Below are 13,768 nucleotides of genomic sequence, written 5' to 3'. Positions count from 1 at the left end.
CCAACAGCCACAGATCGCCCGCACTCTTTGGCCTCCCGGCCGTCACTCGGAATAATCCGGCACTCGGAGTTATGCCGCTAATTCCGACTTCGGAATTAGCGGCACACTTTCGCGAGCGTCGGGGCAGGTGACGGCATGTCGTTGCAGATCATTGGCAAGCTTCTCGGTCACGCCGATGCTGGCACCACACAGCGATACGCTCATGTTGATGTGAACCCGACGCGCGCCGCTGCCAACCTGATTGCAGGCAAGATTGCTGACGCGATTGGAGGGCGGTGACATGGCTCCGCTGCCGCGACCATTCAGCCGCTCGGCGTCTCTCATCGAGTCAGCGATTAGCGAGGGGCGCGCCGAAGAGGCGATGCACAAGTTGGTTCATGCTCTGCGCGGTGACGGTGATAGCAAGGCAATTCGCTTCCTTGCCGCTGACTGGATTGAGCGCATTGGATTGCCTGGCGGAGCAGCAAAGACGCTGCGGAAAGGAAACAAGGCGCTGCTGGAGGATTGGCTCGATATTTCCGAAATGGTGGGAAAGATTCAGGCTGAGGGCAAGACCCGCGATCAGGCCATTCAGGATACCGCCGGTTACTTTGGGTGCAGCGACCGTCATGTAGAGAAATGCGTCGCCGAATGGAACAAGGTCGCGCAAGCCCATAGGGAAGAAGGGTAGCAACCGAACGATTGTCCAAGATCGTTCGGCTGATTTCAACGCGGTAAAGCCGCATATTCCTCCATGCAACAAAACGCACGGAGGTAATTGTATGGCAAACGTACGGGTACGGCAGGCGGCCGAATATGTAGGCCTGTCAAAGTCCAATCTCGATAAGATGCGCTGCTGGGGCACTGGCCCGGCTTATGTCAAACTCGGCAATTCGGTCATTTACCGGACCGAGGACTTGGACGCATGGCTCGTCGCAAATCGTCGCGCCGCCAATGATAACGGAGGCGCTGCCCGCGCAGCCTGACAACAAAAGAGCGTCCGACTCAACGGCGCCCGCAACCCACCATCTCAATCGGGATAACTACCTTGCAGATTCTGCACATCAGACCTGAGCCGCCTGGCGGCATCGGGAATACAATCGCGCGCTTTGATGTAGCGCTTTCAGACGACGTTCGTGTGTTCGGTTTGCGCATCACTGAGCGCGCCGCAGGCGGCTACTCTGTGTATTCGCCGAACGCCCGCGGAGCGCGCGTCGTCACCTTTTCAGCAAACCTAGTCAACGAAATTGCCCGCGCTGCTCTGGCTGCGCTTCAGGAGCGTAAGCCGCATGACCAACGCGCAGCCTAACGCCCCAATCACCGCGGCCAGCCTTGTGGCACGGTACGGCGGCACGGCCAGCAGGAAAGACGTAAAAGGCGCCACCATCGCCGGCCAGGTGTCAGACCTCTACATCGTCGGCGGACAGGTATTCTGCGGCCGCACTGACGGCGCCTACACGCCGCAGGCGATTGGCGGGCTCGTCTCAATGGAATGTGGCTTGCCGCTGCACATATCGCATACGCGAGCCTTTTCCGACGTAGAGCAGGCCAAACCAAAACCCGCACCCGCCAACGACAACAAGAAGAGCGCCAAGCACGAAGCAGCGCCATTTCCAGGCGTTGTCTCGAGCGGCGAGTTCGTCGCTGACTTCACGCCGCCTGACTACCACATTGACGGCGTAGCGCAGGCTGCGTTCATCTACTCGCTCACCGGCATGACAGGAGCAGGCAAGACGGCCGTTCTGCTCTGCCTTACGTACTGCACAGCGCTCGGCAAGCGGCTGGGCGATCGTGAGGTGCGGAAGGGCCGGGTTATCTACAGTGCGGGCGAGAATCCGGTCGACGTGCGCATGCGTTGGCTGGCGATGGCGCACGAACTGCAGTTCGACCCAACCGACATCGACGTCCACTTCATCGCCGGCACTTACAGTATTCCGGACTCGATATCGAAAATCGAGGAAGCGGCCAAGGGACTGGGCGGCGTCGACTTAGTGATTGTCGATACGAGTGCTGCCTATTTCCAAGGATCCGACGAGAACAGCAACGTCGAGATGGGCAACCACGCTCGAGACATGCGCAGGCTTACAGAGTTACCCGGCAAGCCTTGCGTGTTTGTCGCGGCTCACCCGGTCAAGAACGCCAGCGCCGACAACCTCTTACCCAAAGGCGGCGGCAGTTTCCTCAACGAGATCGACGGCAACCTGACGCTAGCAAGGGCCGAGGGTGGCGCCAGGATGCATTGGCAGGGTAAGCACCGCGGACCGGATTTTGAACCCATCCATTTCGAAGTCAGGACCGTCACGGCACCCGCTCTTGTCGACACAAAGGGCAAGAGCATTCCAACCGTGATGGCTCGCGCCTTGACTACCCGCGACGCTCGCCAGGCGGCCGACACCGCCCGCAAGGACGAGGACGAGGTGCTGCTGCAAATCGAGCGCGACGGGAAGCAGTCACTCGCCGATATGGCTGGTGCCTTGGGCTGGCAGGACAAGGAAGGCGCACCGGATAAGCGGCGCGTTTCCTATGCCACCGAAAAGCTCAAGAAGGAAAAGCTGGCCCTGTTTGCGCGCCGCAAATGGACGCTAACCGCGGTAGGCCAAGAGGCTGCAACCGAGGTGCGCCAGCAGCGTCACCTGAGAAGCAACATTGCCTCTATGGTGGCGAGAAGCGCGGCCCGCGATGACGACTAAAATCGTCCGAAACGCTCCGTACGAACTGATCGGTTCGATTTGCCATTTTTCGGCAAATCGTCCGTACGGACGAAATCCCGTACGACTTCACCAGAAATTGGCAAAAAGTTCAATGAAATCAAACCGTACGCTCCGTACGGCTTTTCTCTAAAAACAGCATTGGTGGTGGGTGGTTTTAACCACCAACCACCGTCGTACGTACGTACCTCTTCTCTAGGAAACGGACGAACGGACGATTTCAAACCCTAAGCGAAACCAGAGGAGAGAACCACCATGGAAAACACATGCATACGATTTCAATCGAACCATTCGAAGCTGAGTACAAAACCAAAATCATGGGCGGGAAGGACCGCTGGTCGCCCTGCCAGGTAATAGGCGTCAGCGTCGACGGCGTGCACGGCTCGCAGTCACGCTTCATCACCATTGTCGAAGACGAAGACGGCAATCTCTGGCCAGACACGGCCGAGTTAGTGCGGCGCACTGAATAGGAGGAACACCATGCTTGAGAAACGCACAATCACTCTGTTCAGCGAACCACGGCCGTACTGGCATCCAGTGTATGGCGACGGCGAGGTTATCGGCGTGACCGACGCGACCAAGTGGCAGGACACCAAGAAGCCCAAGCCGAATTACGTGGCGGAGGTGACAGGCAAGGACGGCAAGAAGCTGATGCTTTTCCTCGATGAGGTTTGAGCCATGCTGAAAGCACCACCCGCCAACGAGACTGTCACCAAGCGCACCATAACGTGGGTCGAACTCTACAAGCTCCGGCCCGACCTTAAGCCCGACAACGACAACGCCCGCAGCCCACGACGACCGTCCGCAAGGCGGCCAGCCGGTGAGTGAGGCGACCGGGAGGGGTGAGTCAACCCTTGGCACGTTCGACTCCACGGACCGCTCGCAACCCCATCGCGCGCATTCGCCCTGCCCCGGTTAGTCCGGTGAACCGCAATATTGTTAGGGAACAACAACTTATACCATGAATGACCACAAGATTCCACGGCACCTGAGTGCCAAAACCCGAAAATTCTGTGCGAGAATCCTAGAAGATTTTGCCCTAGAGCGGCACCATTTCGAGATCCTGTGCCGCACAGCCGAGGCTATGGACCGGGCAGACTCGGCCCGCGACTTGGTGGCCAAGGAGGGACTCACCGTGAACGATCGCTACGGCACGCCGAAGGCTCATCCTGCCGTCGCCATCGAACGGGACGCCCGCACCGCTGTGCTCCGCGGCCTTCGCGAGCTTGGCTTGGACGTCGATACGTCCGATGCACCAAGGGCGCCACGGACGCGCGACTACGGTCGGAGGGCAGCCTGATGCCGGTGAGACGCAAGGTCGATAGACGCCGCGACGGAGTGCCAGTCGACGCACTTCGGCGTGTTTGGGCGCTCTGGCTCCGGCCGGCTCTCGACGCCACTGAGAAGGGCGAGCTGACGAAACTTGAGGCGGAGTGCAGAGCAGCCGGTTACGACCCGCTGCTGGCTTGGTGTAGCACACAGGGAGATAACGCATGCCGGTAAGAAAACGTGCTTCGAAGGCCAGGCCTGACGAGGCTAAAGCGTGGATGATGTATTTTCAGAGCGGGCACGACTTTTTTGACGAACTTGTCGATGCTGGCGTTGTGGAGGATCGACACCACGTCCCTCGCGATCTGGCTGAAGCTACATGGAGACGGATCGGCAACGACGTTTTGGCCTATATGGAAGAGTTCTACAGAGGCTATCACCCGCCAGAGCATCCGATATGGGCAGAACGCGAATTTGGGGCGCCGGGACAGATGAAGCGGCGTGCGGGCCGTTGAAAAGGCCTCCGTCTCCAGCGGATAGATCCAACCCTTACCCGCCGCACCCGCGCAACAGCGCCAGGGCCAGCGAGACGATAACTGGCAACAGCTTGAACACCTCGTCTCGTGTGAGGCGCCACCATGGCTGTTTGGGCTTTCGCGGATTGCGCACGCGGAATTCTCCATTAGGAAAGGATCATTCCGGTGCGATTTCTAAATGGTGCGGATTCGCGGACCCGTTTGCAAGACCACGACTAACGGATTTTTTACGAATCTGGATTGTGCGACAACTCGTGAGGCGCGCAAACTATTGATTTTCCTCGTTGACCCGCTGATTTCGGTTGCCCGTTATTCACAGGATGCCGCAAGGAATCACAGGTTCGATTTCGTGCCGCACCGCAGCGCCTTCGCTGACCTCGTCTAACTCCCGAGTGGCAATGGCAAATCTTTGCGGTGCGGATTACCCTCTTGCAGCCTTGTGGCACAATTTGCCGATTCAAAGCAGTGTCTTTTTGGTCACCGCTGCACTATATATTGCGGCCGTCCTGAATTTTGACGCAGTTAACCCCTATATATAGGGGCAATCATATCGACCGCCACCAAGGCGGCAGGCAGCCGGCATTGCCGGCATATTGCAATCGGTCGCGTGGGGCGACCTTGGGAACAGAGCAGCATCAATGGAAAATCTGGAGGCCGCCAGCGAGGCGGACGGTCGCGTTGCGGCCAACGACGACGTCGCGGTTTTTGACGTCGCGAATAAGAATCTGCCGGTAGCGTTCGAAGTCGACACCGACATCCCTTCCGCAAAGGCGCTCGCCAGGCGCGAATTGGCCGACTTGATGGCATCTGCGCCGGCCATCACCGTATGCCGCTACAGGCCGCCACGCGGACCGAACAAATGGAAGCCGCGCAAATATGCCGCCGCGAATGACAACGATGCGGCGCCGTTGCCCATTATCGAAGCTCTACGCCGCGATCGCAGGCAAGACGACATCCCATGGATCATTCGCTATCGGCTACTCTGCGAGGTGGTTGGCACTTCGCCCTGCGATGACGAACTCGACATCAGCGACGAGGGCATCAGCGTCGAAAACCGCAGCCTGCATGTCTCTGGGAAGAATTTCGACAGGCCGTTTCAGCGGGCAGAGAAGGGTGGCTGGACGGGTGCCGTGCTGTCGGGCGGGGAAATCTCCTATCGCGAGACAAGGCATACAGTGAAGCAGCGCGTGAGCGTCGGCCAGCGCACCAATGCAGCCGACGACGAGAACGGCACTAGGACGCAAACGCCGCTGCGGCTGGCGAAAAGCGAGGACGAGCGGATTGCCCGAATTGATGGCCAGCCAATCCTGGCGGCGCTGCGCGCCGGACTGGGCGATCTTCTCATTCCATTTGAAGACGCGGTGCTTGACGGATGCACCCTGACCGAGATCGGAGAGGATCTTGGCCACAGGTGGAAAGCCCGGAGCGCCAAGGCGAAGTGGGTTGTGTATGGCGGCATCGATAGTCTTCGCGATCAATGGCAGATGATTGATCGCCAAATGGCAGCGCAAGCCGCGGCTTGCAGTCGTCGCGTCGAGGCTCGGCGGAAGGAGCTTGCCGCGGCTGAAGCGCGATATTTGGGCCTCGCTGCCTAATCTGTACCCCACCTCGTTTTCAAAGGTATGAGGTGGAGAACTAACACCTCTTTCCCTCGCAGGCGCCCGCTCTGTCGTCTGCGTCGCCGCTACCGCCCCACACGGTATAGGCCCTCGCCATTGCAGAAGTACTGCAGGCGAGCTGATTGGCTCGATAGCTTCGGCTATCGGGCCTTCTTTTTTACAACCATCCACACGGGAAATTGCAATTTCCCGCTCTATTCAAGGACAATAAACATGCCTTCTACCAAGCAGGCCTGCGACGGACTCGTGCGCCGCGTCGGCTACGATCCCGGCCGCACCAAAGAGGTCGCGCGCGCGCTCACTGAAGCCCAAATTCTCCCCGCTGGCTCGCCTGGCGTTTCGCCAGACCTGAGTCCGCAAGACGTTGCGACGCTGATGCTCGGCGTGGCCGTAGACGCGCCGCTGCGCGCCGTAGCAGAGACCGTACGCGAATACCGCTCACTGCGCCGCGAAGGCGTGCCACAGGGCGCGCCGGCAAGCATCAGCAGCACGGCCGGCGAGGCGCTCGACATCCTGGCCGAAATTGCCGCGAGCGGCACCCCTGACGCAAAGGCGCTCGTCGCCAAGACGATCATCGCGGTCGTATCGAATTGGCAGGAGATCGCCCTGACCGACACGATCGACGTCCGCCGCTTTAGCGCCGGTGAGCCAGGTAGGTGGCAGGCTTACGGCCACCGCAAGTCGGTGGAAATCAACGGTGGCGCCTTTGCGACCGTCATCGCAGAACTTTTCGCAGGAGACCGTTATGCCAATCTTTAATAAGACGCCGCGAGCCAAGCCTGACGCTCGGCCGGCCAAGGTTGCGCCGATTAAACTCAGCTTCACCGCACTGACAGCGCGCGAAGCGCTGCCCGAGCTTGGTGCCGACGAAGATCGCCGCGCAGCAATTTTCAAGGACCGCGCAGCCTATGTTGCGGAGCGCAAGGCGCTGCAGGCCGAGATTGAAGCCGACAAATCCATTGACATCGCACCCGAGGTTGCCGCGCTCATCGGCGAGAAGCCATCAGCCAAGGCACAGAAGCGCGAACGGGTTGCCGAGTTGCGCCGCCTGGAAACTGTCGCAGGCCAGGCCATCGAACTCATCGAACGGCGTATTGCCGCGACCAGGCCTGCCGCCGAGCGTGCCATTTGTGCCGCGGCTCGCCCGGAAGCCGAGAGACGCGTGGCTGCGTTGGTTGAGGCGCTGCGCGCCGTTGACGTCGCGCATGTCGAACTAACCGACATGTTCCTAGCGATTGAGGCGGAAGGCGCATCGACAGATGGTCTAGGGCAGATAAGGCCCCATTTTCTCGGGTCGGCTCAGGATCCGCAACGCCGGATTGTGCAGTACCTCAAGGAACTGAAAGGGGCTGGCTACGATGGCTGAACATCGCGAAATCGAGCGAGCCAGCAGCGACGGACGCCGCGGGCCGGCAAAGCGCATGATCAAACTACCGGGGGAGAAACGGCACGCAAATCGCAGCGAAACGGCCAAGGACATCGCGCGCCAAATCACTCTTGGCAAGCTCGACAAGAAGATCAAGGCGCTGAAAGATGGCTGAGCCTTTTATCTCTGGTTACGCCATCCAATGGCAGCAGCCCGCTAATATCGGCGGGCTTTTTATTGAGCGGTTTGCCAGAGGTGCATTCGACAAGTCTATCCGAGAGAGCGGAGATTCAGTTGTCGCCTGCTGGGCGCATGACATGTCTCGCCCGCTCGGGCGTGTCTCCAATGGCTCACTCGAGATCAAGGCCGACGCTGTCGGCCTCTGGTATGCGCTGACGCCGAACCCCGAATCGCCGATGGGACAGGAAGCCTTAGCCAGCGTTGGAAGCGGCCTGGTCGATGAGGTAAGCGTCTGCTTTTTCTCAGAGTCGGAGGAGTGGGACGACACGGGGGATTTGCCTCAGCGTCTGGTTACGCAAGCAGGGCTAGTGGAGTTGAGTCTTGTAATCTTTGGCGCCTACGGAAAAGCCACCTCGGCTGCCCTAACGCGCTCCGAAACCTCAATGGGCAACGCATCGGCGGCCAGGCGCCGCCTCATCGAAAAGATGGAGCGGGACCAACGGCTGCGAGGCATCCGATGAGACCGCGCGAGCAGGGCACCTTCGTGCCTGGCGCCGATCCCAAGGTGCTGCTCGACCACGGCGAGCGTTTAAAGGTTGCCGGTGCGTGTCAATGGTTTGACGAGGGTCAGCGCGTCTCATTCTGGATTGTGACCGACTTCACCGGAACGGTTATCAAGAAAGTCGCGCATTCGCTCGAGCTGGCGGTTAGCTAGCCACCACTTTTGTCTTCAATCTGCTTAGGCGCATCGCGCTTCTCAATGGCCTGCTTCGCGCCAGCCGGCAGGCCATCGAACATAGCGTCAATGTGCTTGGGTTGGCTGATCAAGGTATCCGCAATCAGGTTCACCAAGCCGAAAAGCTTTTCAGCGGTAGCGCGATCATCCTTCAGGTCAATCTGACCGGGATGGACGGCGTTGTTGCCAACTACTCTCACGATGTCGAGTGCCTTCTGGATGCGCTTGTCGAGGCCCTGCTGAACCAAGGCGGCAATGTCTGCATCTATGTTCTTGCCTTTCTCTCCAAGGTGCGCGCAAAGCCGTTGAACCGCCTGTCGCAAAAGCGCTGCGGCACTTCTTGGAGACGTGTTTAGCACCAGGCCGGCTTCGTCGTAGTCGGCGCGCACATCGTCGGGCAAGTCAGGATTGGGGTCTGGCGCGTCGGTAGCCGCGGGCCACATTAGTCGGGTGTTTCGCCAGATTGCGACTTCTGCGCAATTATAGCACTTTGATAGGTTTAAATTGACGACCAATTCGACGCCGTATTTTTCTGACGGATCGAAGAATGGTGTTCCGCTGGCGCTTCTAATAACCCAGCGCTTCAACTCATTGCGGTCGATTTCGCCTTTGACATGCTCGAATGAAGCAGCTGTGGCCGCCTCCATAGTCCAAAATTGCGGATGCTCGTTGGCTGAATACGCACGCTCATGCACATAGTGCCAGAACTGTTTGGCTAGCGCACCACAGTGCGGGCAATTGAACGCCGTCAAATCTGTTGATGGTGGTACATACTTGCCGCGCATCGACTAATCCCAGTGAGAATAACCACCTAAGCGCCGGTCAGCGAAATAAACAATCTCGGTGCCCCTCCTAAGCTAGCTTTTCACAGGAAAAATCCACATGCCCACACAACCAGCCGCGGCCGGAACGCTGCCTGGCTTGGCATTTCTAATCGGAGCCGGCCAATGACTTTGTCTTCCTACACCTTCAACAGACCGGTCATTCACTTTGGCGGCGGCACAACTACACCCGTCGTTCCCGAGGTGCCGGAAGTCCAGACAACGCTTCCGACGTCGGCATATGGCCAGACTATCCCGGTTGTGTTTGGCAAGTGCAGATTGCCGGCTGCCTATATATGGGTGGCGCCAATCCTCACCGTTACCTCAACGCATGTGGAGTGGTGGGACACCGTCACAACAACCACGGCGAAGATGTCCGCCAGGCTGCGCTTTGCGCGTCCGCTTGTCCCGAATTCGACTTGGACGTTGAGGAAGCTCTACGCAAACGGCAAGCTGATCTATGACGGCAGCGCCGGGTATCGGCAGAGCGGCCTGAAGTTCACCGCCTACGACGGCAGAAGCACGCAGCCGCGTGATCCCACGATGGTTAGCGAGGAAGGCGAAGACAACGTTTCGGCTCACCGCGGCTACCTCGATATGGTCGTCAAGGACTTCGACATCATCGGCCTCGGGTCGCCGCCTGTCTTTGAGGCGGAATGGATTCAGGACGGCGCGACGACGCACGATTACGACACGTTCACGACACTGTCTCCAGGCTACGCCGGCCTGCTTGCGCCGGATTGGTCATCTGGTGTCCTGTATGCCTTTGGATTCTCGCCCCGTTCAATGCGTCGATACTCAATCGGCGCCACGACCGAATATTTCTCCGTCAACCATTCCATCGCCGCCAGCTATTTCAGCGGGTTTCGATATGTGCCCTCGCTGGACAGATTGGTCTACCTCGCCGGCTTTACTGGCGTTGGCGATGTCGACGCGGCGCTTGTCGAGCCGCTGACCGGCGCGCTGATTGCGTCATCGGTGGCACACGCAACCACGGCAGTCGTCCAAGATTGCGCCGCGATGGTGGATCTGAATGGGAGCGCTGTTTACGTCGGCTTCTCCAACAACCAGCAAATCTTTGCCTTCTCCCTTACCGCGACGACCATCGAGCGCTCCTATCAGTCGATTGCCAGCTTTGGCGGTTACTCCAGCATCCAGTGCGTGACGCCTGGCGAGGTGCGAGGCAGCGAACTGGATTTCTGGTTTTGCGCTGACGCCGATCTGGTCAAGGTCACGCTTACCGCGCTCGGCACGTTCAAAAGCTCCACCGTTGTCGCGACGCTGTCAGATGACCTGCGCTATGCGGTTTATGACGATGGCGACCTTGTCGTTTGGACCGATGCGGCGACCGTCAAGCGTATCAATGGCACTACGGGCGCTGTCGAGTTCACCAAGACGGTTCCGTACCAGATCGAGACGGTAAACTTTCGCTACCCCGGATCGCCAGACCAACAGCGCCTTGTCGATGAATTCTATTTTCCCAGCAGCGGCACGTCGTATTTCACCAATCTGGAAACGGGCGTGACGCGGTCTGTTTCAGGCGACTCGACAACCAGCCAATACTTCTACGACGGCCAGAGTGGCGAAGCGCTGATCGTCAACGTAGCCGGCGGTCCGATCCGGATGCGGATCCTTGACGGCGACGGCACGCAGCGAGAGCTAACCGACTTCCTGCAGGCACTTATGGAGTCGGGCGGGTTTGCATCGTCAGAAATCGCCTTCGAAGGCGACATTGACGACATCATCGACGGCGCCGTGATCGATGTGACGGCCGGCGTAAGGGATATCGCTCGCTCTGTCTGCGAGCCGTATTCGATCGCCGTATTTGAGCGCGCAGGCAAGATCATCTTCAAGCGCGCGCTAACAGACGGAGCGCTTGCCATCGACGCAACCATCTCTTCGTCCGGCGACATAGTCGACGCCGCTTAATCCCCCATAAGGAAACCCAACAATGGCAAGTTACTATGTTCGCTCGGGTGCGGGCGGCTCAGCCAATGGATCGAGCTGGGCCAATGCCTACTTGACACTCGCCGCGGCTTTCTCAGGCAAGGCGGCCGGCGATACCTTCTACGTCTCCGAAGATCATGCGGAGACGTTGGGGTCGACCATTATTCTGACTTCGCCAGGCACTCGCGCCAATCCCTGCAAGGTCATCTGCGTCAATCACTCAGGCAGCGTTCCGCCAGTCTCGGCGGATCTTCGGACGACCGCCACCATAAGCATGACTGGTGCATCCAACCGAATTGCGTTTGACGGTCTCGGCACCTATTACTACGGCATCACCTTCAATGTTGGCAGCGGCGCCGGCATTCCGCAGTTCACCTTCAACGAATCGTCCAAGTCGGCGATGGTGTTCAAAAGCTGCGCGTTCGTCATCGTTGGAACCGGATCTTCATCGGCAGTCAACATCGGCAATGTCGGGGGCAATCCGTCCTGCTATCTGGAATGGGATAATTGCACCCTTACAACCGCAGCGACCGGCAACACCATTAATTTGAATGCCACGTTTAGGTGGAAGAACACGGCTTCGGCGCTGCTTGGAACTATCCCGACCAGGCTCTTCACGTTCGTTGGGAGCAATGGCGCGCATTTGAAAATCCAAGGTGTCGATCTAAGCGCAGCCGGCTCTGGCAAATTCATCATCGGCCAGAACACCACGAACATGACCGGGTGCGTCGTGGAGTTGGAGGATTGCAAGCTCAATGCTTCGGTGACGCTCTGTGAGGCGATCGACAATCCAGGCTCTATCGAAGTTGATGCGTACCGCTCGGGGTCGAGCGGCGTGAACTACGCGTATTCCCGCGTCAGATGGGCCGGCACGTTGACCGAAGAGACGACGATCGTTCGCACCGGAGGTGCCTCGGACGGCACAACGCCGCTGGCATGGAAGATCGTCACGACCGCCAACTCTTCATGGAGCATTCCTTTCGAGTCGCCGCCTATCGCGATCTGGAATGACACGACTGGCTCAAGCGTTACCGCGACGGTCGAAGGCATATGGGGTGGCGGCGCGGTCCCCAATGACGACGACATCTGGATTGAGGTTGAATACCTCGGCTCCAGCGGCTCGCCGCTCGGATCGTTCGTCAATGACAGCAAGGCCGACATCCTGGCCACCGCCGCCGGGCAGACATCCAGCTCCGAGACGTGGGGCGGATCCACGACAAAGTTCAAGATGGCGGCAAGCTTCACGCCACAGCAAAAAGGCTGGGTGCTGGTCCGAGTCAAGGCGGCGAAGGCATCGTCAACGTTCTATGTCTGTCCGAAGGTAGCGTTGAGCTAACGCCTCATTACGCTTCTCGCCAAGTTGGCCGACAAGCAATTAGCCGATCGCTTCACCACCGACATTGGCCAAGAAAACTGGCGCCTGGCTACTCCAGTAAGGCCTTCCCGCTGGCTTCGGCCGGCTGGCTTTTTTGTTTCAGCCGATCGCTAGCCTCCAGATACGCAATGTCTATTAGGTACGTCAGCAGATCTTCACCATCCTCATGCATCCGATGGCGGATTACGCTCAGCAGGGATGCAACAAAGCGCAAGTTCTCCAGCTTGCTTGGCGAATCCATGACGCGCCTCCTAAGTTGACGATTCGTCCTATAATATTAGCGTATGCTTTCGCGGGCCGAAACAAAAGCTAGCTTCATGGGTTCCTCTTCAAATTGGAGGTAACAACCCATGTGCCCGGCAATCGACAATGGGGGCGATCGCCAAGCCCATCTAAAGCTGCTGGCAGAGCGACTGACGAGAGAAACTGGCATCAAGGAGGAAGAGGCCAATCGTCTAATCGAGCTGATTGGAACCGATTGGAACTCGCTGCTTCGCGAGGCTAGGTTCCTGAAAGGGCGGCATTAGAGGACTGCCGCCCGACACTAACGGATCCGCTGGATGCGGCCTCTGTCGAGTCGAAACACCCCATTCTGGCCGCCTTGTTTCTCAAAGTCGGTTTGTAGCTCATCCCAGGTGCCAAGATACTCGCCGCAATCATCGCAAGAAATCAGCGTATCCGGGCGAGCGTCATCGGGAATTCTCAGCTTGATGATGAGGCAGTAGGGGCATTCCAACCGGTGATTGAGATATGTCGGGGCCATCGAGCCTTTCACCGTGATTTGCGCTGGATTTCTTTCCACATGCATGGAGTCTGGGGCGATCGGCTGCTTAGTCAAGCGGTTGCTAATGGACCTTTGGCCCTGTTGTGCGTACTGACAAAAGACTGCATGCTTACCTTGCCCTTGGAGCCCAGCTTCTGGGACACGGCCCGGCCGCTAAATCCTGTGTCACCTCGATAAAGCGAGCCGGGCTGTGGGTGTCTGCCTCGGTGACTTCCCGCACGGTTCAATCGCGCCTCAGGCCGCGAGCGCCCAGAAGCTCGGCAATATCGGCAATCAGTTCGCGAGCCCTGGCCAGTTCCGCCGCCGCCTGCTCCCGGACACGGTCATTTTCCTCGCGAAGCTTTTGCGCCCGTTTCAGGGCTGCGGCGCTGATATCGAGGGAAGTCCAAGTGTCCATGCCGACCAACTCCAGGAGCGAGCAAATGTTCCGTTTGGGCGGCGGAACTTA

Annotated in this window: 20 protein-coding genes and 1 pseudogene; 17 read left to right on the top strand and 4 right to left on the bottom strand. The window is 58.8% G+C overall.

The window, feature by feature from the left end:
• Positions 1-111 precede the first annotated feature (111 nt).
• The 15 genes and pseudogenes from EN786_RS13115 to EN786_RS13045 all read left to right on the top strand — a co-directional run.
• A pseudogene (locus tag EN786_RS13115) lies at positions 112-279 on the top strand (integrase); the annotation flags it as partial.
• A 1-nt stretch (position 280) separates the two neighbouring features.
• The gene (locus tag EN786_RS13110; protein WP_127311108.1) at positions 281-670 is read left to right on the top strand and encodes a hypothetical protein; all 390 of its coding nucleotides are present in this window, start codon (positions 281-283) and stop codon (positions 668-670) included.
• A gap of 91 nt (positions 671-761) precedes the next feature.
• Positions 762-965: a helix-turn-helix domain-containing protein gene (locus EN786_RS13105; RefSeq protein WP_127311107.1), complete on the top strand. Its 204-nt coding sequence runs from the start codon at positions 762-764 to the stop codon at positions 963-965.
• Between the two features lie 62 nt (positions 966-1,027).
• The gene (locus EN786_RS13100; RefSeq protein ID WP_127311106.1) at positions 1,028-1,288 is read left to right on the top strand and encodes a hypothetical protein; all 261 of its coding nucleotides are present in this window, start codon (positions 1,028-1,030) and stop codon (positions 1,286-1,288) included.
• Positions 1,269-2,669, top strand: a complete 1,401-nt coding sequence (locus tag EN786_RS13095) for an AAA family ATPase (protein WP_135908552.1) — start codon at positions 1,269-1,271, stop codon at positions 2,667-2,669. The genes EN786_RS13100 and EN786_RS13095 overlap by 20 nt, the downstream gene beginning before the upstream one ends.
• 284 nt (positions 2,670-2,953) lie before the next feature.
• Positions 2,954-3,157, top strand: coding sequence for a hypothetical protein (locus tag EN786_RS13090; RefSeq protein WP_127310658.1), 204 nt, complete (start codon positions 2,954-2,956; stop codon positions 3,155-3,157).
• Positions 3,158-3,167: 10 nt separating this feature from the next.
• A complete protein-coding gene (locus tag EN786_RS13085; protein WP_127310657.1) occupies positions 3,168-3,362 on the top strand; it encodes a hypothetical protein in 195 nt (64 codons plus the stop codon).
• 286 nt (positions 3,363-3,648) lie between these two features.
• Positions 3,649-3,987, top strand: coding sequence for a P27 family phage terminase small subunit (locus EN786_RS13080; protein WP_127310656.1), 339 nt, complete (start codon positions 3,649-3,651; stop codon positions 3,985-3,987).
• A gap of 193 nt (positions 3,988-4,180) precedes the next feature.
• Positions 4,181-4,471 (top strand): hypothetical protein, encoded by a 291-nt coding sequence (locus EN786_RS13075; RefSeq protein WP_127310655.1) that lies wholly within the window; start codon positions 4,181-4,183, stop codon positions 4,469-4,471.
• A gap of 659 nt (positions 4,472-5,130) precedes the next feature.
• The gene (locus tag EN786_RS13070; RefSeq protein WP_127310654.1) at positions 5,131-6,087 is read left to right on the top strand and encodes a hypothetical protein; all 957 of its coding nucleotides are present in this window, start codon (positions 5,131-5,133) and stop codon (positions 6,085-6,087) included.
• A gap of 237 nt (positions 6,088-6,324) precedes the next feature.
• Positions 6,325-6,870, top strand: coding sequence for a hypothetical protein (locus EN786_RS13065; RefSeq protein ID WP_127310653.1), 546 nt, complete (start codon positions 6,325-6,327; stop codon positions 6,868-6,870).
• Positions 6,857-7,477, top strand: coding sequence for a hypothetical protein (locus EN786_RS13060; protein WP_127310652.1), 621 nt, complete (start codon positions 6,857-6,859; stop codon positions 7,475-7,477). The genes EN786_RS13065 and EN786_RS13060 overlap by 14 nt, the downstream gene beginning before the upstream one ends.
• Positions 7,470-7,652 carry a hypothetical protein gene (locus EN786_RS13055; RefSeq protein WP_127310651.1) on the top strand — a complete coding sequence of 61 codons (183 nt, stop codon included), beginning with the start codon at positions 7,470-7,472 and terminating at the stop codon, positions 7,650-7,652. The genes EN786_RS13060 and EN786_RS13055 overlap by 8 nt, the downstream gene beginning before the upstream one ends.
• On the top strand, positions 7,645-8,178 hold the full coding sequence (locus EN786_RS13050; protein ID WP_127310650.1) for an HK97 family phage prohead protease: 534 nt from the start codon (positions 7,645-7,647) through the stop codon (positions 8,176-8,178). The genes EN786_RS13055 and EN786_RS13050 overlap by 8 nt, the downstream gene beginning before the upstream one ends.
• The gene (locus tag EN786_RS13045; protein ID WP_127310649.1) at positions 8,175-8,372 is read left to right on the top strand and encodes a hypothetical protein; all 198 of its coding nucleotides are present in this window, start codon (positions 8,175-8,177) and stop codon (positions 8,370-8,372) included. Before EN786_RS13050 ends, EN786_RS13045 begins: the two co-directional genes overlap by 4 nt.
• On the opposite strand, the gene EN786_RS38265 is transcribed toward EN786_RS13045, so the two are convergent.
• Positions 8,369-9,178: a DUF4145 domain-containing protein gene (locus EN786_RS38265; RefSeq protein WP_210212307.1), complete on the bottom strand. Its 810-nt coding sequence runs from the start codon at positions 9,176-9,178 to the stop codon at positions 8,369-8,371. The two genes, EN786_RS13045 and EN786_RS38265, sit on opposite strands and share 4 nt — an antisense overlap.
• A 162-nt stretch (positions 9,179-9,340) precedes the next feature.
• Between EN786_RS38265 and EN786_RS13035 the strand changes: the two genes are divergently transcribed.
• Both EN786_RS13035 and EN786_RS13030 read left to right on the top strand, forming a co-directional pair.
• Positions 9,341-11,143, top strand: coding sequence for a hypothetical protein (locus EN786_RS13035; RefSeq protein WP_127310648.1), 1,803 nt, complete (start codon positions 9,341-9,343; stop codon positions 11,141-11,143).
• A gap of 22 nt (positions 11,144-11,165) precedes the next feature.
• Positions 11,166-12,497 carry a hypothetical protein gene (locus EN786_RS13030; protein WP_127310647.1) on the top strand — a complete coding sequence of 444 codons (1,332 nt, stop codon included), beginning with the start codon at positions 11,166-11,168 and terminating at the stop codon, positions 12,495-12,497.
• 88 nt (positions 12,498-12,585) lie between these two features.
• On the opposite strand, the gene EN786_RS13025 is transcribed toward EN786_RS13030, so the two are convergent.
• The 3 genes from EN786_RS13025 to EN786_RS37700 form a co-directional block, all read right to left on the bottom strand.
• Positions 12,586-12,777, bottom strand: coding sequence for a hypothetical protein (locus EN786_RS13025; RefSeq protein WP_135908550.1), 192 nt, complete (start codon positions 12,775-12,777; stop codon positions 12,586-12,588).
• 303 nt (positions 12,778-13,080) lie between these two features.
• A complete protein-coding gene (locus EN786_RS13020) occupies positions 13,081-13,374 on the bottom strand; it encodes a hypothetical protein (protein ID WP_245478498.1) in 294 nt (97 codons plus the stop codon).
• A gap of 169 nt (positions 13,375-13,543) precedes the next feature.
• The gene (locus tag EN786_RS37700) at positions 13,544-13,717 is read right to left on the bottom strand and encodes a hypothetical protein (RefSeq protein ID WP_189524285.1); all 174 of its coding nucleotides are present in this window, start codon (positions 13,715-13,717) and stop codon (positions 13,544-13,546) included.
• Positions 13,718-13,768: the final 51 nt, after the last annotated feature.

Origin of the sequence: Mesorhizobium sp. M4B.F.Ca.ET.143.01.1.1 (assembly GCF_004792275.1) — a bacterium.
In the GTDB taxonomy this organism is placed as follows: Bacteria; Pseudomonadota; Alphaproteobacteria; order Rhizobiales; family Rhizobiaceae; genus Mesorhizobium; species Mesorhizobium abyssinicae.
The sequence above is the reverse complement of the archived record's forward strand: the minus strand, read 5'-3'. Positions and strand labels throughout refer to the sequence as shown.